At 67.7% G+C, this 24,900-nt stretch carries 25 protein-coding genes; 10 read left to right on the forward strand and 15 right to left on the reverse strand.

Annotated features, from left to right (window positions below):
• Positions 1 to 106 precede the first annotated feature (106 nt).
• The 3 genes from G7B69_RS03235 to G7B69_RS03245 are packed head-to-tail and all read left to right on the forward strand — an operon-like array spanning position 107 to position 3,852.
• A complete protein-coding gene (locus G7B69_RS03235) occupies positions 107 to 1,816 on the forward strand; it encodes a MoaF N-terminal domain-containing protein (RefSeq protein WP_166176010.1) in 1,710 nt (569 codons plus the stop codon).
• A 2-nt stretch (positions 1,817 to 1,818) separates the two neighbouring features.
• Positions 1,819 to 2,286 (forward strand): hypothetical protein, encoded by a 468-nt coding sequence (locus G7B69_RS03240; protein WP_166176012.1) that lies wholly within the window; start codon positions 1,819 to 1,821, stop codon positions 2,284 to 2,286.
• A 21-nt stretch (positions 2,287 to 2,307) separates the two neighbouring features.
• A complete protein-coding gene (locus G7B69_RS03245; protein ID WP_166176014.1) occupies positions 2,308 to 3,852 on the forward strand; it encodes a tannase/feruloyl esterase family alpha/beta hydrolase in 1,545 nt (514 codons plus the stop codon).
• A 63-nt stretch (positions 3,853 to 3,915) separates the two neighbouring features.
• Here G7B69_RS03245 and G7B69_RS03250 read toward each other — a convergent pair whose 3' ends face one another.
• On the reverse strand, positions 3,916 to 4,875 hold the full coding sequence (locus G7B69_RS03250) for a hypothetical protein (RefSeq protein ID WP_166176016.1): 960 nt from the start codon (positions 4,873 to 4,875) through the stop codon (positions 3,916 to 3,918).
• 237 nt (positions 4,876 to 5,112) lie between these two features.
• On the opposite strand from G7B69_RS03250, the gene G7B69_RS03255 reads away from it, so the two are divergent.
• From G7B69_RS03255 to G7B69_RS03265, 3 genes are all read left to right on the forward strand, one after another.
• Positions 5,113 to 7,833 (forward strand): ATP-dependent DNA helicase, encoded by a 2,721-nt coding sequence (locus G7B69_RS03255; RefSeq protein WP_166176018.1) that lies wholly within the window; start codon positions 5,113 to 5,115, stop codon positions 7,831 to 7,833.
• Positions 7,830 to 8,363 carry a SixA phosphatase family protein gene (locus G7B69_RS03260; protein WP_166176020.1) on the forward strand — a complete coding sequence of 178 codons (534 nt, stop codon included), beginning with the start codon at positions 7,830 to 7,832 and terminating at the stop codon, positions 8,361 to 8,363. Before G7B69_RS03255 ends, G7B69_RS03260 begins: the two co-directional genes overlap by 4 nt.
• Positions 8,364 to 8,517: 154 nt before the next feature.
• Positions 8,518 to 8,781, forward strand: a complete 264-nt coding sequence (locus tag G7B69_RS03265) for a hypothetical protein (RefSeq protein WP_207785936.1) — start codon at positions 8,518 to 8,520, stop codon at positions 8,779 to 8,781.
• Here G7B69_RS03265 and G7B69_RS03270 read toward each other — a convergent pair.
• From G7B69_RS03270 to G7B69_RS03305, 8 genes are all read right to left on the reverse strand, one after another.
• Positions 8,778 to 9,152, reverse strand: coding sequence for a MerR family transcriptional regulator (locus G7B69_RS03270; protein WP_166176022.1), 375 nt, complete (start codon positions 9,150 to 9,152; stop codon positions 8,778 to 8,780). The two genes, G7B69_RS03265 and G7B69_RS03270, sit on opposite strands and share 4 nt — an antisense overlap.
• Positions 9,149 to 9,448 carry an integration host factor subunit alpha gene (locus tag G7B69_RS03275; protein WP_207785937.1) on the reverse strand — a complete coding sequence of 100 codons (300 nt, stop codon included), beginning with the start codon at positions 9,446 to 9,448 and terminating at the stop codon, positions 9,149 to 9,151. The genes G7B69_RS03270 and G7B69_RS03275 overlap by 4 nt, the downstream gene beginning before the upstream one ends.
• Positions 9,449 to 9,541: 93 nt before the next feature.
• On the reverse strand, positions 9,542 to 10,507 hold the full coding sequence (locus G7B69_RS03280) for a beta-ketoacyl-ACP synthase III (RefSeq protein ID WP_166176024.1): 966 nt from the start codon (positions 10,505 to 10,507) through the stop codon (positions 9,542 to 9,544).
• Positions 10,504 to 11,571 (reverse strand): phosphate acyltransferase PlsX, encoded by a 1,068-nt coding sequence (gene plsX / locus G7B69_RS03285; RefSeq protein ID WP_166176026.1) that lies wholly within the window; start codon positions 11,569 to 11,571, stop codon positions 10,504 to 10,506. Before plsX ends, G7B69_RS03280 begins: the two co-directional genes overlap by 4 nt.
• A 27-nt stretch (positions 11,572 to 11,598) precedes the next feature.
• Entirely contained in the window at positions 11,599 to 11,778 is a 180-nt protein-coding gene (rpmF, locus tag G7B69_RS03290; protein ID WP_166176028.1) for a 50S ribosomal protein L32, read from the reverse strand.
• 147 nt (positions 11,779 to 11,925) lie between these two features.
• The gene (locus G7B69_RS03295) at positions 11,926 to 12,594 is read right to left on the reverse strand and encodes an MBL fold metallo-hydrolase (protein WP_279323137.1); all 669 of its coding nucleotides are present in this window, start codon (positions 12,592 to 12,594) and stop codon (positions 11,926 to 11,928) included.
• Between the two features lie 40 nt (positions 12,595 to 12,634).
• Entirely contained in the window at positions 12,635 to 13,327 is a 693-nt protein-coding gene (locus tag G7B69_RS03300) for a hypothetical protein (RefSeq protein ID WP_166176030.1), read from the reverse strand.
• 2 nt (positions 13,328 to 13,329) lie between these two features.
• Positions 13,330 to 14,361, reverse strand: coding sequence for a nuclear transport factor 2 family protein (locus tag G7B69_RS03305; RefSeq protein ID WP_166176032.1), 1,032 nt, complete (start codon positions 14,359 to 14,361; stop codon positions 13,330 to 13,332).
• 199 nt (positions 14,362 to 14,560) lie between these two features.
• On the opposite strand from G7B69_RS03305, the gene G7B69_RS03310 reads away from it, so the two are divergent.
• On the forward strand, positions 14,561 to 14,812 hold the full coding sequence (locus tag G7B69_RS03310; protein ID WP_166176034.1) for a hypothetical protein: 252 nt from the start codon (positions 14,561 to 14,563) through the stop codon (positions 14,810 to 14,812).
• Between the two features lie 336 nt (positions 14,813 to 15,148).
• On the opposite strand, the gene G7B69_RS03315 is transcribed toward G7B69_RS03310, so the two are convergent.
• Positions 15,149 to 15,781 carry a S24 family peptidase gene (locus G7B69_RS03315; RefSeq protein ID WP_166176036.1) on the reverse strand — a complete coding sequence of 211 codons (633 nt, stop codon included), beginning with the start codon at positions 15,779 to 15,781 and terminating at the stop codon, positions 15,149 to 15,151.
• 111 nt (positions 15,782 to 15,892) lie between these two features.
• Between G7B69_RS03315 and G7B69_RS03320 the strand changes: the two genes are divergently transcribed.
• Positions 15,893 to 16,081 carry a hypothetical protein gene (locus G7B69_RS03320; protein ID WP_166176038.1) on the forward strand — a complete coding sequence of 63 codons (189 nt, stop codon included), beginning with the start codon at positions 15,893 to 15,895 and terminating at the stop codon, positions 16,079 to 16,081.
• On the forward strand, positions 16,071 to 16,421 hold the full coding sequence (locus G7B69_RS03325) for a hypothetical protein (RefSeq protein ID WP_166176040.1): 351 nt from the start codon (positions 16,071 to 16,073) through the stop codon (positions 16,419 to 16,421). The genes G7B69_RS03320 and G7B69_RS03325 overlap by 11 nt, the downstream gene beginning before the upstream one ends.
• Before the next feature lie 141 nt (positions 16,422 to 16,562).
• Here G7B69_RS03325 and G7B69_RS03330 read toward each other — a convergent pair whose 3' ends face one another.
• From G7B69_RS03330 to cobT, 5 genes are read right to left on the reverse strand one after another with little or no spacing between them, the layout of a single operon-like run.
• Complete coding sequence (locus tag G7B69_RS03330) at positions 16,563 to 17,483, reverse strand: D-2-hydroxyacid dehydrogenase (RefSeq protein ID WP_166176042.1); 921 nt, start codon at positions 17,481 to 17,483, stop codon at positions 16,563 to 16,565.
• Positions 17,480 to 17,971: a DUF3828 domain-containing protein gene (locus tag G7B69_RS03335; RefSeq protein WP_166176044.1), complete on the reverse strand. Its 492-nt coding sequence runs from the start codon at positions 17,969 to 17,971 to the stop codon at positions 17,480 to 17,482. Before G7B69_RS03335 ends, G7B69_RS03330 begins: the two co-directional genes overlap by 4 nt.
• Before the next feature lie 3 nt (positions 17,972 to 17,974).
• On the reverse strand, positions 17,975 to 19,468 hold the full coding sequence (cysS, locus tag G7B69_RS03340) for a cysteine--tRNA ligase (protein WP_166176046.1): 1,494 nt from the start codon (positions 19,466 to 19,468) through the stop codon (positions 17,975 to 17,977).
• A gap of 28 nt (positions 19,469 to 19,496) precedes the next feature.
• Positions 19,497 to 20,507, reverse strand: a complete 1,011-nt coding sequence (locus tag G7B69_RS03345) for a hypothetical protein (RefSeq protein WP_166176048.1) — start codon at positions 20,505 to 20,507, stop codon at positions 19,497 to 19,499.
• A gap of 1 nt (position 20,508) precedes the next feature.
• Positions 20,509 to 22,326, reverse strand: coding sequence for a cobaltochelatase subunit CobT (gene cobT, locus G7B69_RS03350; RefSeq protein ID WP_166176050.1), 1,818 nt, complete (start codon positions 22,324 to 22,326; stop codon positions 20,509 to 20,511).
• 396 nt (positions 22,327 to 22,722) lie between these two features.
• On the opposite strand from cobT, the gene G7B69_RS03355 reads away from it, so the two are divergent.
• A complete protein-coding gene (locus tag G7B69_RS03355) occupies positions 22,723 to 24,888 on the forward strand; it encodes a primosomal protein N' (protein WP_166176052.1) in 2,166 nt (721 codons plus the stop codon).
• Positions 24,889 to 24,900: the final 12 nt, after the last annotated feature.

The raw sequence follows: 24,900 nt of genomic DNA on the forward strand, positions 1-24,900 counted from the left end.
CGACCTAGCTCTTCCAAACCGTCTCTGCGCTTCCAAGCCGATTCCCCGCTTGCGCTCGCCCCTCGCTGTGGCAGGATAAAGTCAACGATAAGGGAGAGGGGGAGCCATGGCCCTGCAGGCCTATCCGGACGTGCCGCTGTTCCGGTATCCGTATACCGATCTCGGCGAAGCGCAGATCGCCGCCGCGCTGGCCGCGCCGGGACGGGTCGGGCCGGCGGGCAAGGGGCCGCTCGACAACAACCTCTCCGGCAAGGTGCTGAGCTTCACCGGCGACGGGGGCAACAAGCTCTCGTGGACTTTCGGCAGCGGCAATCGGGTGACTTTCGCCGGCAAGCAGGCCGGCTACGGCTCCCTCGATCTCGATCACCTGACGCTGTTCGCCCATCTTGTGCCCGGCACGACCACCGGCTACGCGGTCGCCTGGGACCGCCAGACGGGCGCGGCGACGGTGTTCGAGCTGTGGTTCGGCGGCGGCCCGGCGCCGCGGGCGCGCGAGCTCAATCGCGAAGTCTATTTCGGTCGCATGGCCGGTGCGATCGATGCGAAGGAGAAACACGGCCGCACGCTGCGGGTCGAGGGCCGCGCGTTCATGTGGCAGGAAGACACCGGCAACCGCACGATCGAGTACTACCCGAGCTCGACTTACAGCCACTGGGTCGAACTCGACCGGTTGAAGGATTACCGCGGCTATTCGGCGCCGACCGACTACGTCCAGCTGACCGAGGACGTCTACGCCGTCGCGCGCATCGAGGCGGAATTCTCGGGCCTCCTCCAGCTCTACATTGCGGACGTCAACCGGCTGCAGCAGGTCGGCGTGCGCCTGGGCTTCAATGGCGCCGACGCGCTCGAGTTCTACATGTTCCGCGGCACTGGCGAATGGCTCGGCCAGATCGCCCGGTTCGAGAAGCTCGGCGATTTCTCGGCCGACCCGTTGCCGATTCCGAATGGCAAGAAAGGCGAACGACGCGTCTATCGCCCGCTGGCGACGATGGACAAGATGACCCGCGCCGAAGTCGACGCAGTGGTCGCCAAGGGCGTCCACGTGTTCGACAGGCCGAGCCCGATGGCCGGCAACGGCACGGCGGCCAGCGGCGCGCTCGCCGGCAAGGTCTTCGCCATCGAATACGACGGCGGGCAGCGGATGGAATACCGCTTCACCGGTCCCGACACGCTGCAGTGGTCGATGAACGGCGGGGACGTCGTGCCGGCGCGCTACAACGCGTGGGAAATGATGCCCGGCGCGTTCATCTTCGGCCACTTGCTCGAAGGCCAGCCGAACCACGACGGGCACATCGTCGTCGTCGACCTCTCGACCGGCATGGCGACGAACTACCACGGCTATCTCAACACGCCTTACTTCGCCAACGAGGCGGGTTGCGAGACGCTGTTCGGCAAGGTCGTCGGCCAGGGCATTCCCGATCCCGGCCGCAAACGGCACGAGCGCACGCGCGACATGCTCGGGCGGGCGTTCACCTGGGAATATTCGCCCGGGCTCAACTCGATGCACCTCTATTCGACGCCGTGGACCACCTCGTGGATCATCCCGACCCCGGACGGCCACTTCGCCACCGAATGGAGCGGCAGCGGCGACTTCGTGAAGATCCGCGACCAGCTCTATTTCGGCCGCTGGCAGGAGGAGGCCTGCAACGGCACGCTCGGCACCGTGCTGATCAACATGCGCACCATGCACGATGCCGGGATCGGCTATCACTGCGGCAAGCAAGGGGGCCTGAGCATGAGCGCCGTGGGCGCGCCCAGCCGCCACGCCGGCAAGTTCGACGTCGAGCGTTTCTTCCCGGTGCGGAAAGGGAACTGACCATGGAAAAGACCGCTACCGCCACCGATCGCCGGAGCTTCATCAAGAGCGGAGCCATCGTCGCCGCGCCTCTCGCCGTGATGGCGCCGGCGGCCGCGTTTGCCGCCGACGACGGCAGTAAGGCGAGGCTCGTGCGGCTCGAGGACGAGAAAGCGATCCAGGCGCTCCACCGCGACCTCGTGCGCGAGGTGAACGGCGGCGAGCACAAGCTCGCCGAGGGCCTCACCGCCCTCGCAGTTGATCCCGCGGACGAGTTGCAGATCGCCTTCGCCGAGGACGGCCGCAGCGCGCGCTGCCGCCGTGCCTGCACGGCGAGCTTCCGCACCGAATTCACCGGCCACTCGACTCTCGAGCAGATGCACCGGCTGCAAGGCCAGGGACAGCACAGCCATGAGGAATCGCGCGAGCTGGTCGTCGAATATGAAAAGGGCAAGCACGGCTGGGCCATCGCCCGCGCCCGGCTTGCCTGAGGTCGCAACAGGGAGAGTACCATGCGTTACGCACTGATCGCCGGACTGGCGCTGCTGGCTTGCGGCTGCACCACGACCACTTCGAGCGGTGGCACCGCCACCGGTGCGGGTTCAACCGCGGGCTCAGCCGCATGCACGGCGTTCGACGCCTCCAGGCTCGGCCTCGCCGACGCCACGGCAACCTACTTCCCGGCCGACGCGGCCAAGGGCCTGCCGGCCAATTGCGACATCAAGGGCACCCTGCACCCGGTCGCCGGATCGAACATCGGCGTGGTCTATCGCCTGCCCGACAACTGGAACGGCAAGGTCTACGGCATCGGCGGCGGCGGCTGGGCGGGCAACGTGACGCTGCAGGCGGCCACCGAAGCGCTGCAGGCCGGGTATGCGACGATGCAGACCGACGGCGGCCATCCCGGCACCGGGGTGTGGGACAATGCCTGGGCGCAGAACCCCGAAACCGCGAAGGACTTCAGCTACCGCGCGATCCACGAGATGACGGTCGCCGGAAAGGAGCTCGCCACCGCTTATTACGGCCGCAAGTTCGACAACGCCTACTACGTCGGCTGCTCGACCGGCGGGCGCATGGGATTGATGGAGGCGCAGCGCTTCCCCGACGACTACGACGCCATCGTCGCCGGCGCGCCGGTCTACACGCTGCAGACTCAGACCACCGGGCTGATGCGCACTAATGCGTTCGGCGCGCGCGGCGCGGCGTTCAGCGCCGACGACCTCAAGCTGGCCCAGGATTCCGCCCTCGCCCAGTGCGACGCCGACGACGGGCTCAAGGACGGGCTGATCAACGATCCACGCGCTTGCCACTGGGACCCGGCGACGATCGAGTGCTCGGGCGCCAAGACCGCCAGCTGCCTTGCCGCGCCGCAAGTCACCGCGCTGAGGTCGCTCTACGACGGGATCAAGTCGCCCGACGGGCAATGGGCGATGTGGCCGATCAGCCGCGGCGGCGAGACCGGGTGGAGCTTCTTCATCGGCACCAGCGGCAAGCCCGACACCACCGGCGGCGGCGGGCTGCTCGGCCTCAAGCCGCTGGTGTTCCCCAATCGCGACATCGACTGGGCGCATTTCTCGGCGGCGACCGACGCGCCGCAGGTCCGCAACAGCGCCTTCGCGAAAATGTACGAGGCCAAGGACCCCAACCTGTCGAAGTTCTTCGCCCGCGGCGGCAAGCTGCTCGTCTGGCACGGCGAGAGCGACCCCGGCCCCGCGCCCACGGGCACGCTCGACTACGCCCGGCAGGTCATGGCGCAGAATCCGCGTGCGGCGCAGCAGTTCCGCACCTTCCTCGCCCCCGGTGTCGGCCACTGTGGCGGCGGCCCCGGCGCGGACGTGCTGCCGGTGGCGCAAGCGATCGACAGCTGGGTCCACACGGGCACCGCGCCCGAGAGCCTGATCGCCACCAAGCGCGACAAGTCGCTCACCCGGCTCGACTGTGCCTGGCCCAAGGTCGCGCACTACGCCGGCGTCGGCGATCCGAACGATCCCTCAAGCTGGCGCTGCGTGGCGCGTGCCGGCGCCGGCAAGGTCTCGGGGCCGGGCGAGCGCGGCTAAGCGCACAAAGAAAGGGTGGCCGGACGGGCCACCCTTTCAGCTTTGCCGCGTGCGAGGGGGAGGTTACGCCGCCTTGTGATACTGACGGCGCAGCTCGGGCCAGTTGTTCGGATACTGGCTGAGGTCGATGCGCGGCTCGCGGTCGAAGGTCACGCCGAGCGACTGCATGATCAGGCGCGCGCGCTTCATCCGCTGGCGACGGTCGGTGAACGGGTTGGCCCTGTCCGGCCGCGCGTTGGCCATGCGTTCGAACAGCGCATTCCGTTCCTCGTAGCCCTCGGGCAGCGTCGCCGGCAGGTCGACCGCGGCGCCGTCGCTCGGCAGCGCACCGGCGACAGGGCTCGGGTCGCGGCGGCGAAGCATCGTCGGCGCCGCCAAAGGCGTGGCAACGACCGGTTCGGCAATCGCCGTTTCGGCGACCGGGCGTCTCACCAGCGGGTCCTCGATGGTTTCGCTGATGACCGGATTGCGGCGACGGAAGAACATCAGCCCCACGGTCAGGATCGCCAGCGCGAGCAAGCCGAGAAGGATCAGGCCAAGCGTGCCGGTCACGTTCTCGGTCTGTGCGGGAGCCGGCTCGGCGGCGGGAACCGGTGCGGCGTCGACCGGCGCCGTATCGACCGTTTCGGCAGGCAGCGGCGCGACGTCGTTGGCCGGCGGGGGAACCGCGGCGAGGGGTGCGACACCGGCCGGCGCCGTCGTGCGGCTAACGGTGGTGTGAGTTGTCTTGCGTGCGGACGGAGCAATAGTGGTCTTGGTGGTGGTCTTCGTGACGGTCGCTGAAGGCTCGGACGCTGGCTCTGTATCGCCCGCGCCGGAAGCCGCCTGAGCGGTGATGTCGGGGATGACGACCGTCGGCGCCGGGCTGGCGGCGACTGTCGGTACCGGATCGACCGGCTGAACCGGCGACGGCTCGGTTACGGGGGCGGCGGCGTCCTGCGCCGCGAGCGGGGTTGCGGATAGCGCAAGCGCTGCGGCAATCGCGGCGGTAGCACTCCATGAGGTGTGATTTTGATGTTTCATAGCAAGCACAAAACGGGCCACGCTGATGCGCTGTTCCCTTCCCGAATCTTTCAAGACTGCCTCTAATCGTTGATTTAGATTGCTTTTGTCTTAGCCAAGCGACGGCGGGTCGGGTTTGGTTTACGGCCAACGGAGCCGCGCCACATGGCGCGACTCGGACATTGACCGACTCAAAAAGCGGCGAGCGGAGCCGCCCCGGCGTTTACTTTTCGTTCTCCCCACAGCATCGTCGCGGCGATGGACTCGCTCGCCCTTCCCGCGCTTCACGCCAGCCACGCCGGCAGCTGGCTTCGCGGGCCGGAGGGCACCACGCGGACGGTATCCAAGGGCGACGCGATCATGGCCGCGGCGGACACGCCGCTGCTGCTGCTCAACGCCCCGCTGGTCGCCAGCCGGCTCGGCTATCCCGACCTCTCGGGCCTCGACCTGCTCGAGCTGTTCGCCTTCGTGCACCCGGCGCGCTTCGTCGTGCCGACTCCCAAGGGCCTCGCCCACGCGCTCGGCCTCGACGAGCCGGCGAGCGACGACGCCGTTCCCGCGCTGCTCCAGCGTGCCGCCGCCGCGCTGCTGGCGGATTGCGCACGCGAGGACTGGCCCGAACGTGAGGGCGCGTGGTCGGCGCTGCAGTCGCTTGCCAAGCTACGCTGGCCGTGGGCGGGCGTGCTTGCGCCGCACGTGCGCCAGCCCGACAAGGCCGAGAAGTGGCTGTTCTCGCGCCTGCCGGAATGGGAGGAAGCCCCCGAGCGGCCGCAGCCGGCGCAAGTCGCGCTCGACGAGGCCGAAGTCGAGGCCAGGCTCGAGCGGCTAACCGGAGACGGCGCCGAGCGCCGCGAAGGCCAGCGCAGCTATGCCCGCGAGGCCGGCCGGGTATTCGCCCCGCGCGAGAAGCGCCGCGCGCCGCATATCCTGCTCGCCCAGGCCGGCACCGGCATCGGCAAGACATTGGGCTACCTCGCCCCCGCATCGCTGTGGACCGAGAAGTCGCAAGGCACGGTGTGGGTCAGCACCTTCACCAAGAACCTCCAGCGCCAGCTGCGCCGCGAGAGCAAGCGGGCCTGGCCCGAGGCTCGCGCCGACGGCAGCAAGCCGGTCGTGGTGCGCAAGGGGCGCGAGAACTATCTCTGCCTGCTCAATCTCGAGGACGCGCTGCAGGGGGGCTTCGGCGGGCGAGCGGCCATTCTCGCCCATCTCGTCGCGCGCTGGGCGGCCTATTCGCAGGACGGCGACATGATCGGCGGCGACTTGCCCGGCTGGCTCGGCACGCTGTTCCGCAACCGCGCGATCCGCAGCCTGACCGACCAGCGCGGCGAATGCGTCTACGCCGGGTGCCCGCATTACCGGAAGTGCTTCATCGAACGCGCCGCGCGGGCCAGCGCGCAGGCCGACCTGGTGATCGCCAACCACGCGCTGGTGATGGTCAACGCCGCGCGCGGGCGCGATCACGCGCAGCGGCCGACGCGGATCGTGTTCGACGAAGGCCATCACGTGTTCGACGCCGCCGACAGCACCTTCGCCGCCGCGCTGACCGGGCAGGAAACGGTCGAGCTCAAGCGCTGGGTCACCGGACCCGAGCGCGGCTCGAAGGGGCGGCGCCGCGGCCTCGCCGCGCGCCTCGCCGATGTCGCCAGCTACGACGAGGACGGCGGCAAGGCGATCGCCGCCGCGCGCGAGGCGGCCGAGGCGCTGCCGCAGGACGGCTGGCTCCAGCGCCTGGCCGACGGCATGCCGTCGGGGCCGATCGAGGCGCTGCTCGCCGCTGTGCGTGCGGTGACTTACGCCCGCGACGAAAGCGGCGGGCAGGAGGCCGGCTACGGCATCGAGACCGAAGCCGCGCAACTCGACGGCAACTTCGTCGAGCTCTCCCAGCAGGCGGCGAGCGCGCTGGCCGAGATCCGCCGCCCGCTGATCAAGCTGGGCGTCCGGCTCGAGGCGCTGGTCGAGGACGCGCCCGACTGGCTCGACGGGCAAGGCCGCGCGCGGATCGAAGGCGCGCGCCACTCGCTCAGCTGGCGCGCCGACACCTTGCAGGCCTGGGAAGCGCTGCTCGACCGGCTCGGCGGCGCGGCCGATCCCGATTTCGTCGACTGGCTGGCCGTCGAGCGCTCCGACGCGCGCGAGTTCGACGTCGGCATCCACCGCCGCTTCGTCGACCCGATGAAACCCTTCGCGCAAGTCGTTCTCGAACCGGCGCACGGCGTCATGCTGACCAGCGCGACGCTGCGCGACGGCGACGATTGGGAGGCGGCGATCAGGCGCTCGGGAGCGCGGCATCTCGAAACCCAGCCGCTGCTCGCGAGCGCCGAGAGCCCGTTCGACTACGCCGGCAACGCCGAAGTGCTGATCGTCACTGACGTGAAGAAAGGCGACCTCGCCGGCCTTGCCGGAGCCTACGCGCGGATCATCGAGGCCTGCGGCGGCGGCGTGCTCGGGCTGTTCACCGCGATCCGCCGGCTGCGCGCGGTGCATGGCCGCATCGCCGACCGGCTCGCCCGCAACGGGTTGCCGCTCTACGCCCAGCACGTCGACCCGATCGACACCGGCACGCTGGTCGACATCTTCCGCGACGACCCGCGCTCGAGCCTTCTCGGCACGGACGCCCTTCGCGACGGCGTCGACGTTCCCGGCGAGAGCTTGCGCTGCGTGGTGATGGAGCAAGTCCCGTGGCCCAAGCCCTCGATCCTCCACCGTGCCCGCCGCGCCGCCAACGGCGGCAGCGCGCACGACGACGCGATCATCCGCGCGCGCCTTGCGCAGGCGTTCGGGCGGCTGATCCGCAGCAAGGACGACCGTGGGCACTTCGTGGTGCTTTCGCCGGCCTTTCCCAGCCGGCTGCTCGGGGCCTTCCCCAAGGGCACGCCGATCGTCCGCTGCACGCTCGACGAGGCTTTACAGCGGCTCGGCGCGCGGCTTTCATCCGACCGGGCGGGAATCGCTTCGCGGGAAGAGGAAATGCGGTGAAACGGCTCGGGCTGCTGCGTCATGCCAAGTCCGACATGGACGACGCCGCCCCGCGCGATTTCGACCGCGGCCTCAACGACCGCGGCCGGCGCGGCGCGGCGCTGATCGGGCAGCACATTGCCGGGCTCGGGATCGCCTGGGAGGCAGTGATCGCTAGCCCCGCGGCCCGCGTCAGGCGCACGCTCGAGGCGAGCGGCCTTGCGGTGGCGCCGCAATTCGAGGAGCGCGCCTACCTCGCCGACGCGCCTACGCTGATCGAGCTGTTGCGCCAGGTCGAGGGCGATCCCGTCAGCGTACTCGTCGCCGGGCACAACCCGGGTTTGCACGAGCTGCTGTTCCGGCTGGTCGACCCGGACCACGAAACCGCGCTGTTCGCCCGCGCGGCGGAAAAATTTCCGACCGCGAGCTTCGCTTTGCTCGAGCTGCGAATCGACAAGTGGGCCGACCTGGCGCCGGGTTGCGGCACGCTGGTTCATTTCGCGCGCCCCCGCGACCTGGATCCAGAGCTGGGGCCAGAGCGGGTCGGGTAAATTAGCTATTTGAACGAATTGAGGCCGATTGTTGCAGCATCTTCGGCAAAGGTTTTCGCGCCCCTCAGGGCAACACGGCTAATAAAATCTTATCCGTGTTTGCAATTCGGCAATCACTCTGCGGCAAAAGCGGCCTCGCAGAGAGGCGAGACCCTTGATCGAGATCGAAGTCCAGAACGAGACCCACCAATCCGAGATCCGGATGAAATTCGTGGTCGTGCCGCGGATCGGCGAAGGCATTCGCCTGCTCGAGCCGAATGGGCAGTGGGCGTCGTACGACGTGCTCGACGTGTGGTACCAGAAGGCCGAGTACGGCGACATCTGGGTACCCTTCATGCACGTCCGCCAGACGCCGCCCGAGAAGGATTACGGCGCCGTGTTGCGTCCGGATCTCGAAATCTATCCGATCGAGAATTAAGCCGCTTCGAGCGCCTGGGCCAGCCGCGCGCGGATGGCGCGCAAGTGCGGGAGGATGTCGGTCACCTCGATCGACGGCGCCTGCGCCGGCTGCACCGCCCCGCCCGCCAGCGCCTGGCGAGCGCCCTTCAGAGTGTAGCCCTCGCGGTTGACCAGCCGGTCGATCGTCTGGACCAGCGCGACGTCCTCGGGCCGGTAGTAGCGGCGGCCTCCGCTGCGCTTCAGCGGCTGGAGCATCGGGAACTGCTGCTCCCAATAGCGCAGCACGTGCTGGCGCAGGTCGAGGGCCTTCGCCACCTCGCCGATCGTGCGCAGGGCCTGGGCATCCTTGCCGTCGTCGAAACGCAGCTGACCAAGCCCGCCCTCGCTCATCCTTCGCCGATCCGGGCTTTCAGCTTCTGGCTGGCGCGAAAAGTCAGCACCCGCCGAGGGGTGATCGGCACTTCGACGCCGGTCTTCGGGTTGCGCCCGATGCGCTCGCGCTTGTCGCGCAGGATGAAGCTGCCGAACCCGGAAATCTTGACGTTCTCGCCGTCAGCCAGCGCGTCGCACATCTTGGCGAGAATCGCCTCGACGAGCGCCAGGCTCTCGGCGCGCGAGAAGCCCATCTTGCGGTTGATTGTTTCGGCCAGGTCTGCCCGCGTTAGCGTGCCCACGGATCGCATCATCGGTGCAGTGACTCCCCACTTAGCGACCGTGACTAACATTTAGCAAGATTGCGGGGCTTGGCAAGCCGGGCTTTGGTCAGATTCCGGCGTTTTTCACAGCCTTATGAGGCTGGCGCCCCAGGTGAACCCGCCGCCCATGGCTTCGAGCATGACGAGGTCGCCCTGTTTGAGCCGACCGTCGCGGCGTGCCTCGTCGAACGCCAGCGGGACCGAGGCCGCCGAGGTGTTCGCGTGACGGTCGACAGTGACGATGACCTTGTCGATGGGAAGGCCCAACTTCCTGGCGGTGGCGTCGAGAATCCGCCGATTGGCCTGGTGCGGCACGACCCAGTCGATGTCGGCGGCGGTGTAGCCGGTCGCGGTGAGCACTTCCTCGAGCACTTCGGCGAGGTTGACGACCGCGTGGCGGAACACCTCGCGGCCCATCATCCGCACCTTGCCGACGGTGCCGGTGGTCGAGGGGCCGCCGTCGACGTAGAGCAGGTCGCCATGCTCGCCGGCGGCGTGGAGGCGGCTGGCGAGCACGCCGGGGCCGTCCTCGGCCACGTCTTCGGCGCTGAGCACCACCGCGCCGGCGCCGTCGCCGAACAGCACGCAGGTCGCCCGGTCTTCCCAGTCGAGGATGCGGCTGAAGGTCTCGGCGCCGATCACCAGCGCGCACTTCGCCATGCCGGTCTTGATCATCGAATCCGCCGTCGCCAGCGCGTAAAGGAAGCCCGAGCACACGGCGGCGACGTCGAATGCCGCCGCGCCGTCGCAGCCGAGCGCATCCTGCACCAGCGTGGCGGTGGCGGGAAACGTCCGGTCGGGAGTCGCGGTGGCGAGGACGATCAGGTCGATCGCCTTGGCGTCGATCCCCGCGTCGGCCAGCGCGGCGTGCGCCGCGGCCGTCGCGAGGGTCGAGGTGGTCTCGCCCTCGCCGGCGATATAGCGCTGGGTGATCCCGGTGCGCTCGCGGATCCACTGGTCGCTGGTGTCGACGGTCTTGGCGAGTTCCTCGTTGGTGACCACGCGCTTCGGGAGCGACGAGCCGGAGCCCTTGACGACTGAACGGATCACTTGGCGGTCGCCGCGGCGTTGTTGCTGCGGGTTTCCTTGAGCCGCGCTTCGCCAAGCTCGGCGAGGTCCGCGGTGATCCGCTCGGTGAGGCTTTCCTCGAGCAGCCGCGCCGTCACCGCGACGGCGTTGGCGACTCCGGCGGCGGTGGCGCTGCCGTGCGACTTCACCACCACGCCGTTGAGGCCGAGGAAGACCGCGCCGTTGTGGTTGTTGGGATCGAGGTGGTGCTTGAGCAGCTCGGTCGCCGGACGCGAAACCAGGAAGCCGACTTTCGAACGGAACGAGCTGGTGAAGGCGTTGCGCAGCAAGTCGGTGACGAAGCGGGCGGTACCCTCGATCGACTTGAGCGCGATGTTGCCGGAAAAGCCATCGGTCACCACCACGTCGGTATCGCCGCGGTTGATCTTGTCGGCTTCGACATAGCCTTCGAAGGCGAGCGACAGGCCGGTCGCCGCGCGCAGCTGGGCGGCCGCCTCCTGCAGTTCCTCGGTGCCCTTCATCTCCTCGGTGCCGATGTTGAGCAGGCGCACGCGCGGGGCCTCGCGGCCGGTGACGATCCGCGAATAGGCCGCGCCCATGATCGCCCACTGGACGAGGTTGCGCGGGTCGCATTCGGTATTGGCACCGAGGTCGAGCATGACCACGTCGTGCTCTTCGAGCGTCGGCATCAGCGCGGCGAGCGCCGGGCGGTCGATGCCCGGCATCGTGCGCAGCGCCAGCTTGGCCATCGCCATCAGCGCACCGGTGTTGCCGGCGCTGACCGCGGCGCCGGCGCGCCCGTCCTTCACCGCCTGGATCGCCAGGCCCATCGAGGTGGTCTTGGCCCGGCGCAGCGCCTGGGTCGGTTTCTCGTCGCCGCCGACGACATCCTCGCAATGGAGGATTTCGGAGGCCTGGCGCATGTTGGGGTGGGCTTCGAGCGCGCGCTCGATCCGCGCCTGGTCGCCGACCAGCAGGAAGTGGAAGCGATCGTGCCGCCGGCGCGCCAGCGCGGCGCCCGAGATCATCGTGCGCACGCCTTCGTCGCCGCCCATCGCATCGACAGCGATCCGCGGCAGGCTCATGCGCCCCTCCTCAGCTGAATGACGGGCTTAGAGCCCGACCGAAACGATCTCGCGACCGTTGTAGTGCCCGCAGTGGCCGCACAGGTTGTGCGGCCGCTTGAGCTCGCCGCAGTTGCCGCACTCGTGGAAGGCTTCGACCTTCAGCGCGTCGTGCGAACGGCGGTTGCCCCGGCGATGCGGCGATACTTTTCTTTTTGGGACAGCCATTGCGGCACCTGTTCCTTAAGTCTCTGAAACCGAAATTTGTTGCGGCCGCCCTAGGCCAAGGCCTGTGTCCGCGCAAGCGCGGCGGCGGCCAGCCGTGCGGTGAAGGCGCGCGCTATAGCGATTTTTCGTCTCGGTGCAAGCACGGGCTCAAGCGCCCGCCGCCATCACCGCATCGCCGACGAACGGATTGCTTTCGCGCTCGCGGCCGAAGGTGCTCGGGCGGCCGTGGCCGGGGACGAAGGTGACCTCGTTGCCGAGCGGCCAGAGCTTGAGCGTGATCGAATCGAGCAGGTCCTGGTGATTGCCCATCGGGAAGTCGGTGCGGCCGATCGAGCCTTCGAACAGCACGTCGCCGACGAAGGCGAACTTGGTCGGGCGGTGGAAGAACACCACGTGGCCGGGCGTGTGGCCGGGGCAGTGGATCACCTCGAGCGTCTGCTCGCCGACGATGACGGTGTCGCCGTCCTCCAGCCAGCGCGTCGGCTCGAACACCTGGGTCGTCATGCCGAAGCGCGGGCCGTCCTCGTCGAGGCGGCTGATCCAGAAGCGGTCGGCCTCGTGCGGGCCCTCGATGGGCAGGCCGAGCTCGGCGGCGAGCATGCCCGCCTGCCCGCAATGGTCGGCATGGCCGTGAGTGAGAATGATCTTCTCCAGAGTGACCCCGGCTCGTGCGACCGCGTCCTTGAGCTTGTCGAGATCGCCCCCGGGATCGACCAGCGCGCCCCGCAACGTCTTCGAGCACCACACCAGCGAGCAGTTCTGCACGAACGGCGTCACCGGGATGATCGCGGCGCGCAAGGGGGATTCCTGGGTCATTTGGGCCTCGTGACCCTATGCCAATGGCATTGCAAGGAACTCAGTCTGGAGGCGGAGAAAATTGCAAAGCACGATCATCGGTTGACGTGAAAGACACTCGTTCATTCTCATAGCCTACTCGAAACACGTTCCCGTAGCCCGCAGGCCCTAGTGCCCAAAAGACCGGAGCGCGCCGTTCCCGCAGGGCCATGACCTTCTTGTACGCGTTGCGTTCGCGTCCAGATGGAGGTGGTGGCGCATCCGGATCTTGGCCGAAATGCACCATCAGATTGATGAGCGCATCGATCTCGGAGGCAGATTTCTTCACCTCACCTGCAACGTGTTCAATCTCACTCCCGGGACGAAAGCAGACGACGTCAAAGGCCCAATCGTCGGATTGTGTACCGATCAAGTCGGCAGGCCAGCCGAAGTCGAGATGAAGCCGCGCCAATGCTGCGAATGATATCAGCGGCTCCAGCCAGAGCGTATAAGAGCGAGGAACAGGAACCTTCGGACCGTCCCAGAAGAACTGCTCAAGGGCAGCCCCTCGGTGCGCGCGATAACACCCGGGTCTTTCGCGCCGGACCAAGCCCGAATTCCAAGCCCTGAGAAAGTCGAGAGCGTCAGACGCTGCCAATCGAACCGACCCCCATTTGAACCCGCACGAGTTCATCTCGCGAAGCGGATCGGCACACCAATCGGGAATAAGCTCTTGCTGGAGCAGGCTCGCAAAATCTGCCAGCGGATCGTCCATTCTCAACGCGGCCGCCGCGCCGCCATTTCCTTCACCCACTCCTCGGCCGTCGGCATTAGAGGGTGGTCGATGCGGTGGAAGATCTTCCACTCGCCGTTCTCGCGCACGAACTCGTCCTCATACCAGCCGGCGAGCGTCGGCGTCGGGTGGCCCTGCTTGTCGCGGGTCATCATCAGGTGGCGCGAGCGGGCGTGCGCGTGATCCCCGTCAACGTCGACCTCGACGTTCGAGACCAGGTGATAATCGGCGCCGTTGACGTATCCGGGCGGCGTGGCGCCGAACAGGCCCACCAGCATCGCCTTGATCTCGCCCGGGCCGCGGCGGACGGTCTGGCCGGTCTGCCAGGTGCCGTCATGCGCGAACAGTGCGGCGTAGCCGTCGAAGTCGCGCGCATCGAGCTTCTCGGCGTAGTCGACGATCACCCGCTCGATGGCGATGTGATCCTCGGCGCGCTGCAGGCGCTGGTCGGTCGACAGCGCGGGCGAAGCCGCCGCTGGGCCGCCGCCGGCCGCCGGCGGCTCGTTCGGATCGCGGAACGGGATCGCGCCCCAGGTCGCCCGCTTCGCAATCTTCCACTGCCCGTTCTCGCGCACGAAATCGTCGACGTAGCGCCCGGCGAGCAATGGCGTCGGCTTGTTGTCGGCCGACTTGGTCCAGAACAGGTATTTCGAGGTCACGTGCGCGCGGTCGCCGTCGATCTCGATGATCGGGTTGCTCAGCAGGTGGAAGTTGGCCTTGTTGACGAACCCCGGCTCGGGCGCGCCGAGGTTGTCGACCAGCATCTTTTCGATCGCCGCCGGGCCGGTAAAGGTGCCGAACCCGCCCTGCCACACACCCTGGCTGGCGAAGAGCCCGGCGTAGGAATGGTAATCCTTGGCATCGAGGAACGCGCCGTACTCGATGAGCACTTTGCGGATCGCGGATTCGTCCTCCATCCGCTGCACGCGCTGCTCGAGCGAGGGTTTGGCGTCCCTTGCCTGAACGACGCCCGGCACGGTCAGCAGAAGCGCCATGGCCAATGCGCGATAGCTCATGAGTCCCTCCCCCGAATCAATTCTCCGGCTGCGAGCCTAACACCGACCCGCCGCTCGCACCCAACTTCCGTCACCCGGGCTCGACCCCGGGGGCCGCTTCCCTTGCGAAGCTCGCGCGGTCCAGACTCGTCCGCGCACGGGCATCTTAACTCTTCCGGCCCTACGACGCTGCCATGAAAACAATTCGGGACGAGTCCAAATGACTGAGTCGGCAGCAAATCTCGTGGCGATCATCCTGGGGGTGGGCATCTTCCTGGTCATCGTCGCCGTCGGATGGCGGGGCGTGCAGAACCGCCGCATCCTGCGCGTGCAGGATGCCGACGGTCACGAGACCATCATCGTAGCCGGGGAAGACGATGACGTAAGCAGCATCGTCACCACCACGACCGAGGCGCCCGTAGTCGCATCGCCCGCGCCCATCGATGACGCGAAGAGGGTGGCCGACGCGTAAGCCCCGAGGCTGCGTGCGCTGAACGTCCGCTTTCGACCCATTGCGGACAATGGCCAACGGGGTCTACATCGTCGCATGCCCGTCTCGATTAGCCCTTTGTGGTCAATCTTCTTTTCGATGCTCTTAGGGCTCTTGGTTCTTGTCCCAATCGCATTAGAGCGGCCAAATGGCATGTGGAACCTGCCTATTCGGGAGCGTTTGCGATACCCCTACTTTTGGTTGGTTCTGATTGTTGCGCTCGCCGGTGTTAGCAGCGCAGCGCTATATCTTTTCGGCGCTCTACGCGGTTGAACCACCGGGCGAAGGGTCCGCTTTCCACCCATTGCAGACCTTCCCCTAAATCCGCCCCCCCTTCCACACCACGCGCCCGACCACGTCGACGTCGCTCATCGGCACTTCGACCGGCTCATAGGCCGCGTTCTTGCTGATCAGGCGCAGGCGGCCCGGGGGGACTGCCTGGAGCAGCTTGACGTGGAGCGCTTCGCCGAGGCGGATCACGTGGACGCCTTCACGGAAGGCGCGCGGCGTGCGGTCGACGAGGATCTCGTCGCCGTCGCGCAGCAGCGGGTCCATCGAATCGCCCATCACCCGGATCGCCGAAAGCTGTGCCGGCTCGAGCCCGTTCTCGCGCAGCCAGCGGCGCGAGAAGCGGAACGCGTCGAAGGGAATCTCCTCGGCCGCCGTGGCGCCGGGCCCCGCGGAGGCTTCGAGCGAGATGCGCGGCACCTCGACCCAGTCGCCGCGATCCTTCAAGGATTTTTCCTCCGGTGCACCGAGCTCGGCTTCGGCCACGCCGAAGAATTCGGCCAGCCGGCGGCGGTCGTCCTCCTCCAGCTTCCGCGGGCTGCCCTTGCTGATGTACTGCTGCAAGTAGCTGGAATTACGTCCGATCATCCGCGAGAGCGCGGACAAGCTGGTGCGGGCCTGCCCGGCCAGTTCGGTCAGCCGTTCGCGCGGGTCCATCGTCATCTCCTGCGTTTCCTACAAAACGTCGTAAACGAAAGATTTTTCCTAGACAAGTAGGAAATCGCTTGCGAGGTTTCCAACATCGAGTCGGGAACCAGTCAGGAGGTCGCACCCATGCTCATCCGCAAGATCGAGGCGTTCATGCGCCAGACCAAAATGCCGCAGACCAAGTTCGGCCGTCTGGCCGCCGCCGACCCGCGTCTGGTCGACGACTTGCGCAAGGGCCGCACGCCCGGGTCGCGACTGGAACGACAGGTGGAACATTTCATGAACAAATATCGGGAGGACCTCCATGCAAATTGACTTGCTGCCACTGCCGCGCGGGCCCCGCCGCGGCGCCACCGAACGCCTGCGCGAGGAACTCCAGGCGCTCGCCCGCGGTCACGCCGAGTTTCTCTCGCACTCGGAGAAGAGCTGGGCGAGCGTGACCTTCGCCGGCACGCGCCACCGCCTCGACATCGCCTTCGCCGGCGAGGACGCGGTGGAGGCGGCGGAGAACTTCATCGCCTACCTGCCCGAGCACGAGTTCACGATCCCGCGGCAATTGGTGGCCGACGCGGCGGTGACCGCGGTCGATCACCGCATCGGCCCGGCCCCGCGCATGGAAGTGCGGATCGAGCTGCTGCTGCTGGACGAGGATTGATCGCCCGCGGGTGTTTCGAGTTGGAAAGGTGTCACCCTGTCGCCCGGGCGCAAAGCCGCGGAAATGCGTGGTTTCCAGGGCGACACCTGGGTGACAGAGTCCGTAAAGTGTCACCCGGTTTTTTCGCCTGCGGGGCGCGCCTCAGTAGCCGAGTGCCAGGTCGACCCGGGCTTCGAGCGGCTCGCCCTTGCGGAACCGCTCGCAATTGCGCGCAAACCGCTCGGCGGCGCGTTGGAGGCTGGCGGGGGTGGGTATGCCCGAGAGGTGCATCGTGATGTGGGCATTGTCGAGCGACCATAGCGGATGGCCCGGCGGCAGGGGCTCGGGATCGGTCACGTCGAGCACCGCGGCGGCGATGCGCTTCTCGCGCAAGGCGTCGGCCAGCGCGGCCTGGTCGACGATGTCGGCGCGGGCGAAGTTGACCAGCACCGCCTCGCGTTTCATCGCCGCCAGCTCCGTGGCGCCGATCAGCCCGCGCGTCTCGGACGTGCCGGGGAGCGCGAGGACGATCCAGTCGAACTCGGCCAGCCGCGCCTTCCAGCCCACGCCGTCCCCGCGGCGCACGGCGGCGGTCTCGACTTCGAAGCCTTGCAGCATCCGGTCGATCGCCCGCCCGATCGCGCCCTGGCCGAGGATCAGCGCCCTGCTGCCGGCCAGTTCGCGCGTGCCGGGGGCGTGCTCGAGCCATTCGCCGCGATCCTGCGCGCGGACGACGGCGGGATAGCCTTTGGCCACGGCGAGCATGGTCATCACCGCGAACTCGGCGACCGCGGTGGCGGTCAGGCCCCGGCCGCAAGTGAGCGCCACCCCGCGCCGCTCGAGGTCGGCCAGCGGCAGCCAGTTGACCCCGGCGTAAGCGGTGTTGAGCCAGCGCAGCTCCGTCGCCCCGGCGACGGCCGCCAGCACCGGCGGCTTGTCGTGCAGGTCGAACCAGCCGATCTCGGCTTGCGGCGCGAGCGCGACCAGCTCCTCGGGCGAGTTCCACCAGCGTGGCGCGAGCCAATCCGGCAGCAGCGGCTCGACCAGCGCGCGCATCCGGCCGGGGAGCACGGCGAGAGTCACCGTTGCCGATCGTCCGCGGTCGTGCGCCGGATCGTAGCCTTGAGCCCCGAGGCGAAATCGGGCGCGAGCATGTCGTCCAGCTTCCACGCGCCACCTTCGAGATTGAACAGCAACCGCGCCGAACGCCATTCGCCGGGCGACAGCTGGAACCGCACGTCGACCGCGGCGTGGCCCGGTGCGCCAAATCGCGGAGGGCGGACCGTCAGCTTGAAGGCGTGCTCGTCCCAATCCTGGCACTGGCACAGCCAGTCGCCGTCGCTGAGGTCGTCGACCTCGTCGCTCGGCGTGACGCGCCGCCAAGCCGCGATCAACTGGGCCGTCTCGCGCGACCAGATCGGCCGCTGCCACACCGCCGGCGTTCGCGCGGTGGCGGGGCTGGAATACGGCTCGAACAAGCCCTCGACGGCCTGCAGCAGCGCGGCCTGTTCGAGTGGGAACGGGCCGGGCTGCGCGGCAAGCAGCAAAGCGGGAAGGATCGTCAGCACCACCGTTCAGCTCCCCAGCTTCCACTCCCAGCCGAGCGGGTCGCCGTCCATGACCTCGACGCCCTTCGCGGCGAGCTCGTCGCGGATCGCGTCGGAGGTGGCGAAGTCCTTCTCGGCGCGGGCGGCCTTGCGGCGGGCGAGCGCGGCTTCGATTTCGGCTTCGGCGATCGCCGCGGCTTTCGGGCGCAAGCGGAGGTCGGAGCGTGTCAGGGTTGTCAGCTTCAGCCCGAGCACCGTGTCCATCGCCGCCGCCGCGACGAGCTTTTCGCGCGGGTCGGCCTTCTTCAGGGCGAGCAGTTCCTCGAGCACGGTCAAGGCGACGGGGGTGTTGAGGTCGTCCGACACCGCCGCGTCGAAGCGCGCGAGGTACGGCAGGAACACCGCGTCGAGCTCGTCATGCGCGCGCAGCTGGGTCCAGCCGCCCTCCGGCTCCGCGACGGGCTCCGCCACCTGCGCCCTCAGCGCCTCGACCGCCATCACCAGCCGCTTGAGCCGGGTCAGCGCCGCGCCCAGCCCGTCCCACGAAAACTCGAGCTCGCTGCGGTAATGCGCCTGCAGGCACATCATCCGGTAGGCGAGCGGGGGGTAGCCCTTGTCGACCAGGAGCTGCAGGCGAAGGAACTCGCCCGCGCTCTTGCTCATCTTGCCGCTGCGCTCGACGAGGAAGTTGTTGTGCATCCACACGCGCGCGCCCGAGCAGGCGGCATCGTCGAGCGAGCCGCATTCGGTGAACGCCTGGTTCTGGGCAATCTCGTTCGGGTGGTGGATCTCGCGGTGGTCGATGCCGCCGGTGTGGATGTCGAACGGGAAGCCGAGCAATTTGCCGCTCATCACCGAGCATTCGAGGTGCCAGCCCGGCGCGCCGCGGCCCCACGGCGAATCCCATTCCATCTGCCGCTTCTCGCCCGGCGGGGTCTTGCGCCAGATGGCGAAGTCCGCCGGGTGGCGCTTGCCTTCGACGGCTTCGATGCGGCCTTCGCCCTCGTCGGTAGAAGCACGCGCGAGGCGGCCGTAGTCCGCGACGGTCGAGACGTCGAAGTAGAGCCCGCTGTCGAGCTCGTAGCAGTGCTTCGGCGCGATCTCTTTCGCGAACGCCAGCATCGGCTCGATGTAGTCGGTCGCCACCGACCACCGCGCCGGCTGGCGGATGTTGAGCGCGTCGATGTCGGCCCAGTAAGCCTCGGTATAGTGTTTCGCGATGTCCCAGATCGACTGCGCGCGCTCGGCCGCCGCCTTCTCCAGCTTGTCCTCGCCCGCGTCGGCGTCGTCGGTCAGGTGGCCGACATCGGTGATGTTGATCACGTGGGTCAGCGCGTAGCCCTTCCAGCTCAGCGTCCGCCCGAGAATGTCGGCGAAGACATAGGCGCGCATGTTGCCGATGTGCGGGTAGTTGTAGACCGTCGGCCCGCACGAATAGACCCGCGCCTCGCCGGGGTGGACCGGGTGGAAGGTCTCGAGCTCGCGGGTGAGCGAGTTGAACAGGCGGAGGGGTGCGGTCATTTTTCTGCCTTCTCGTGCAGATCGCAGCTCATTGAAATAGGTCGTCGCGCAGCTCGTCAATTAACGGCCCGCAGAATTTGTCGTGCAGCTCGATGGAAGTACCGGCCGAATTGAGATCAAGATCGAGTAAGTCCTTCGTCCTCTGCCTCAAGCCAATGCTCGTCCCATACAATTTGACCCCACTGTTTCGAAAATACTCTGGAAGTATCAGCTCGATATTACGAGGATGAAAGCCGAAGCCCAAAAACACGATCTTATCAGCCTCGCGCATAAGCTCTTGAATGGCGGCTCTGTGCTCGGATTCCGACTCCTCGGTGAAAGTGCGGATGCTCGAAGCGCCCCGCTGAATATCATACGGGGCTTCGGAGCCGAGAGGAACGACACCATCATTTGGAATGGGCAAGCCTCCGAGGCTTCCGTAGGCATGTTTAATGGGAATGAACCGATACTGCTGGACGGCTTGGTCCTGAGGTTGGTTTTGACCAAATCGAATGAACCAATAGAGCGCCCGCTCCAACAGCCTATCATAATTGAACGTAATGAACGAAATACCGCGCAAGCAATCGTTTACCTGCCGGCGGGGAGCTCCAGGATTGGCGTAGCGAAGGACGAGTCCTAGCCAAGAGTCTCTGATTGCCGTCATGACGGGCGCGATCGCTCCCGAGTTCTCTTCTTTCAAGAAGAACGGCGTCGCTCGCTCGCTAGTCAAGATTTGATGAGATATGGCTAGCTTGCCCACGGTGAGCATATCCGGGACATCACGCCATTCATCGAGGAATTCGTCAATCGAGTCCTTGAATGTGATTCCGCTCTCGATTTGCCTCATTGCTTGGATGTGCGAATCCCGCAGCCCTGGAGTCCTAGACAGAGCATCCGAAATGGGACCATCTGGCCACCGAGAACCATTCTGAAGCTCGGCTGCAAACCCCTGTTGAATTCGGTTAGCCAGTTCGCTTCCGACCGGCATGAAGCCATTGGAATCGAGCTCCTTGTTTGCGGCAGCGCCAAGCACAAACACAATGCGTGGGTCGGAACTCACCTCACTCCACCTCGAACAACCCGGCCAGCTGCTCGATGATCGTGCCGCCGAGCTGCTCGACATCCATGATCGTCACCGCGCGCTTGTAGTAGCGGGTCACGTCGTGGCCGATGCCGATGGCGACGAGCTGGACTGGGCTCTGCTTCTCGATCCAGTCGATCACCTTGCGCAGGTGCGTCTCCAGATAGCCGGCGTTGTTGACGCTGAGCGTGCTGTCGTCGACCGGTGCGCCGTCGGAGATGACCATCAGGATGCGGCGGTCCTCGGTGCGGGCGAGCAGGCGGGTATGAGCCCACAGCAGCGCCTCGCCGTCGATGTTTTCCTTGAGCAGCCCCTCGCGCATCATCAGGCCGAGGCTCTTGCGCGCGCGGCGCATCGGCTCGTCGGCCTTCTTGTAGATGATGTGGCGCAGATCGTTGAGGCGGCCGGGCTGCGGCGGCTTGCCTTCGGTGAGCCATTTCTCGCGTGATTGCCCGCCCTTCCACGCGCGGGTGGTGAAGCCGAGGATCTCGACCTTCACGCCGCAGCGCTCGAGCGTGCGGGCGAGAATGTCGGCGCTGATCGCGGCGATGGAGATCGGCCGCCCGCGCATCGAGCCGGAGTTGTCGATCAGCAGGGTGACGACAGTGTCCTTGAACTCCTGGTCGCGCTCGACCTTGTAGCTCAGGGAATGGCCGGGGCTGACCACAACCCGGGCGAGCCGCGCGGCGTCGAGCAGGCCTTCCTCCTGGTCGAAGTCCCACGCGCGGTTCTGCTGCGCCATCAGCCGCCGCTGGAGCCGGTTGGCCAGGCGGGTGACGATCCCCTGCAAACCGGTGAGCTGGCTGTCGAGATAGGCGCGCAGGCGGTCCAATTCCTCGAAGTCGCACAGCTCGGTCGCCTCGACGACCTCGTCGAACTCTTCGGTGAAGACCTTGTAGTCGAAAGTTTCGGGCAAGTCGGTCCACGGGCGATTGGGGCGGACCGGCATCATCGCCTCCTCGCCCTCGTCGCCGACTTCGCCTTCGCTCATGTCCTGCTCGGAAGGGACCTGCTGCTCGCCTTCCTCGTCCTCGCCCTCGCCCTGCTCGGCGCTGGTCTGCTGCTCGCGCAGCTCGTCGCCGGCGTCCTGGTCGTTCTCGCCGTCGCTCTCCTCGCCGCCGTCTTCCTCGTCGCCGGTCTCGTCCTCGTCGCCGGTCTCGTCGATCTCGTCGCTGGCAACGAGCTCGAGGTGGCGCAGCATGTCGATGGCGAGAGACTGGAACGCCTTCTGGTCGTCGAGGAGCGTGGCCAGCCGTTCGAAATCGTCGCCGATGCGCGCCTCGATGCCCGGGCGGACCATCTCGACCGCGGCCTTGGCGCTTTCGGGGATCGGCTGGCCGGTCAGGGCCTCGCGCAGCATCAGCGAGAGCGCGGTCTGCAAGGGCACCTCGCCTTCGTTCGCGGCGCGCGCGATCGGGTCCGAGCGCGTGCGCAAGTCTGTCGAGGCGGCGAGGTTGCCGCGCATCCCGGCGTAATTGTTCTCGCCGAGCGCCTCGTAGCGGGCCCGCTCGATGGCGTCATAAGCCGCGCGCGCGCCGGGCTCGGCGGGCATGCCGCGCAAGTGCATCCGCTCGTTGTGGTGGCGCAGCTTGAGCGCGAAGCTGTCGGCGAACCCGCGCGCCTCGCGCGCCGCGTCGGGCGGCAGCGTGCGGCCGGGCATCGGCAAGCGCATCGCCTTGCCTTGCAGCGTCGGCGCGTCGGCCGACCAGCTCACTTCCGCTTCCGGTTCGTGCGCAATGGCCCGCGCGGCGCCGGTCAGCGCGATCTTGAAGCGGTCGAGGGGCGATTCGTCGGCCATGGGCAGCGCTATATGGGGCCAGGCGGTTCGGTGCCAGCCCGCGACGAATTCGCTTTCCTACACGACCGCGTTCTGCTTATGTTCCGGACACGTGCTCGCCGTGCCATTTTCGTCCGCGTCTGGCGCGCGTTCGCACGAACCTGTCGCTACCGGCGTGAAAATGCCGAACCTCGAATGCCAGGAGCGAGCGAAGCCGGTGGGAGAAGTGTCACCCTGTCGCCTTGTCGCCTTTCGGCGTTTATGTAGTTGAATTATAACATAAACCTGTAGGCGACAATTTGGGTGACAGGGTCCGTAAGTGTCACCCTGGATCGGAGGGCAGGCGAGCAACGGAGGACAGGCGGCCGAGGGGCGCTTGCCGCGCCGCCCAGGGCCCTCCCATATAGGCTCACCTTCATGAACCGCGTCCGCCTCCTGATCTTCAACGCCGCGCTCGGCCCGCTCGATTACCGGGTGCCGGAGGGGATGGAGGTCGAACCGGGCTCTGTCGTGGTGGCCCCGCTCGGCCCGCGGCAGGTCGTCGGCATCGTCTGGGAAGCCGACCGGCTGCCGGCGAGCGACGTGCCCGAGTCCAAGCTGCGGCCGCTGGTCGGCGTGCTCCCGGTGCCGCCGCTCAAGGCCGAGCTCAGGCGGCTGATCGAATGGACCGCCGACTACTACTGCGCCTCGCTCGCTTCGGTCGCGCGGATGGTGCTGGCGAGCGGCGGCGCGCTGCGCGGGCCGGCGACGATGATCGAGTATCGCCTGACCGGCGGCCTGCCCGAGCGGATGACCCCGCAACGGCTGGCAGCGATCGAGGCGCTCGAAGGCGAGCAGGCGACGATCCGCGAACTGGCCGGAATCGCCGGGGTGAGCGAAGGCGTGCTGCGCGGGCTGTGCAACCAAGGCGTGCTCGAGCCGGTCGAGGTCGATTGCGACCGGCTCTACCCGCGTGCGAGCGCCGACTTTGCGGTGCCCGACTTGTCGGAAGATCAGCAGGAAGCCGCCGACACCTTCGTCGCGGCGGTGAAGAAGGGCAGCTTCGCCCCCTTCCTGCTCGACGGCGTCACCGGCTCGGGCAAGACCGAGGTCTACTTCGAAGCGATCGCCGCGGCGCTGGCGAAGAAGCGGCAAGTGCTCGTGCTGCTGCCCGAGATCGCGCTGACCGAAGCTTTCCTGCGCCGCTTCGAAGAGCGCTTCGGCGCGGCGCCGGTGGTGTGGCACTCCTCGCTCAAATCGACCGAGCGCAGGCGGGCGTGGCGGGCCATCGCCAGCGGCGACGCGCAAGTCGTCGTCGGGGCGCGATCGGCGCTGTTCCTGCCTTACGCGAAGCTCGGCCTGATCGTGGTGGACGAGGCGCACGAGGTGAGTTTCAAGCAGGACGAGGGCGTGCGCTACAACGCCCGCGACGTAGCGGTGATGCGCGCGCGGTTCGAAAAGATTCCGGTGATCCTCGCCAGTGCGACCCCTGCCCTCGAGAGCCTGCAAATGGCCGAGAGCGGGGTCTATGCGAAGGTCGACCTCGCCGACCGCTTCGGCGGCGCCCAGCTGCCGAGCGTGGCCACGCTCGACCTCACGGTAGAGAAGCCCGAGCGCGGCCGCTGGCTCGCCCCGCGGCTGGTCGCGGCGATGCGCGAGCGGCTGGCGCGCGGCGAGCAGTCGCTCTTGTTCCTCAACCGCCGCGGCTACGCCCCGCTGACGCTGTGCCGCAATTGCGGGTTCCGCTTCCAGTGCCCCAACTGCAGCGCCTGGCTGGTCGAGCACCGCCTCAGCCGCCGCCTCGCCTGCCACCACTGCGGGCACGAAACCACGCCGCCGGCGAATTGCCCCGAATGCGGCGAGCCCGAGTGCCTCGTCGCCTGCGGCCCCGGGGTGGAACGGATCGCCGACGAGGTCGCCGAGCTGATGCCCGAGGCACGGGTCGCGATCGCCACCAGCGACACGCTCAACTCGCCCGAGAAGGCGGCGGCGTTCGTGGCGATGGCCGAGGAAGTGGCGATCGACGTGATCATCGGCACCCAGCTCGTCACCAAGGGGTTTCACTTCCCCGAGCTGACGCTGGTCGGCGTGGTCGACGCCGACCTCGGCCTCGAGGGCGGCGATTTGCGCGCGGCCGAGCGGACCTACCAGCAAGTCGCCCAAGTCGCCGGCCGCGCCGGACGCGGGGCCAAGCCGGGCGAGGTGCTGATCCAGACGCGCCATCCGACCGCGACGGTGATCGCCGCGCTCGCCGCCGGCGACCGCGACGCGTTCTACGAAGCCGAGACCGAGGCCCGCCGCCACGCCGGCGCGCCCCCCTTCGGTCGCTGGGCGGCGATCATCGTGTCGAGCGAAGACGAGGCCGAAGCGCGCGACGCTGCGCGCGCCATCGGCGGCACCCGGCCTGAGTTGCCCCACGTGGCGATCCTCGGCCCGGCGCCCGCGCCGATGGCGTTGCTGCGCGGGCGCTACCGCTACCGGCTGCTGATCAACGCCCGCCGCTCGGCCGAGCTGCAGAACGTGATCCGCACCTGGCTCGGCGCGCTGGACTTTCCCAGGGGCGTGCGGGTCGCGATCGACGTCGATCCTTACAGCTTCGTCTGATTTCGGGACCGA

The sequence above is a fragment of the Croceibacterium segetis genome (assembly GCF_011320115.1).
Taxonomy (GTDB): domain Bacteria; phylum Pseudomonadota; class Alphaproteobacteria; order Sphingomonadales; family Sphingomonadaceae; genus Croceibacterium_B; species Croceibacterium_B segetis.

Coding starts and splice junctions, on each gene's coding strand:
- G7B69_RS03235 (WP_166176010.1), top strand. CDS start 107: ATGGCCCTGCAGGCCTATCCGGACGTGCCGCTGTTCCGGTATCCGTAT.
- G7B69_RS03320 (WP_166176038.1), top strand. CDS start 15,893: ATGCTCATCCGCAAGATCGAGGCGTTCATGCGCCAGACCAAAATGCCG.
- G7B69_RS03305 (WP_166176032.1), bottom strand. CDS start 14,361: ATGAGCTATCGCGCATTGGCCATGGCGCTTCTGCTGACCGTGCCGGGC.
- rpmF (WP_166176028.1), bottom strand. CDS start 11,778: ATGGCTGTCCCAAAAAGAAAAGTATCGCCGCATCGCCGGGGCAACCGC.
- G7B69_RS03300 (WP_166176030.1), bottom strand. CDS start 13,327: ATGGACGATCCGCTGGCAGATTTTGCGAGCCTGCTCCAGCAAGAGCTT.
- G7B69_RS03240 (WP_166176012.1), top strand. CDS start 1,819: ATGGAAAAGACCGCTACCGCCACCGATCGCCGGAGCTTCATCAAGAGC.
- G7B69_RS03245 (WP_166176014.1), top strand. CDS start 2,308: ATGCGTTACGCACTGATCGCCGGACTGGCGCTGCTGGCTTGCGGCTGC.
- G7B69_RS03250 (WP_166176016.1), bottom strand. CDS start 4,875: ATGAAACATCAAAATCACACCTCATGGAGTGCTACCGCCGCGATTGCC.
- G7B69_RS03355 (WP_166176052.1), top strand. CDS start 22,723: ATGAACCGCGTCCGCCTCCTGATCTTCAACGCCGCGCTCGGCCCGCTC.
- G7B69_RS03325 (WP_166176040.1), top strand. CDS start 16,071: ATGCAAATTGACTTGCTGCCACTGCCGCGCGGGCCCCGCCGCGGCGCC.
- G7B69_RS03270 (WP_166176022.1), bottom strand. CDS start 9,152: ATGAGCGAGGGCGGGCTTGGTCAGCTGCGTTTCGACGACGGCAAGGAT.
- cobT (WP_166176050.1), bottom strand. CDS start 22,326: ATGGCCGACGAATCGCCCCTCGACCGCTTCAAGATCGCGCTGACCGGC.
- G7B69_RS03275 (WP_207785937.1), bottom strand. CDS start 9,448: ATGATGCGATCCGTGGGCACGCTAACGCGGGCAGACCTGGCCGAAACA.
- G7B69_RS03255 (WP_166176018.1), top strand. CDS start 5,113: ATGGACTCGCTCGCCCTTCCCGCGCTTCACGCCAGCCACGCCGGCAGC.
- cysS (WP_166176046.1), bottom strand. CDS start 19,468: ATGACCGCACCCCTCCGCCTGTTCAACTCGCTCACCCGCGAGCTCGAG.
- G7B69_RS03295 (WP_279323137.1), bottom strand. CDS start 12,594: ATGACCCAGGAATCCCCCTTGCGCGCCGCGATCATCCCGGTGACGCCG.
- G7B69_RS03315 (WP_166176036.1), bottom strand. CDS start 15,781: ATGACGATGGACCCGCGCGAACGGCTGACCGAACTGGCCGGGCAGGCC.
- plsX (WP_166176026.1), bottom strand. CDS start 11,571: ATGAGCCTGCCGCGGATCGCTGTCGATGCGATGGGCGGCGACGAAGGC.
- G7B69_RS03310 (WP_166176034.1), top strand. CDS start 14,561: ATGACTGAGTCGGCAGCAAATCTCGTGGCGATCATCCTGGGGGTGGGC.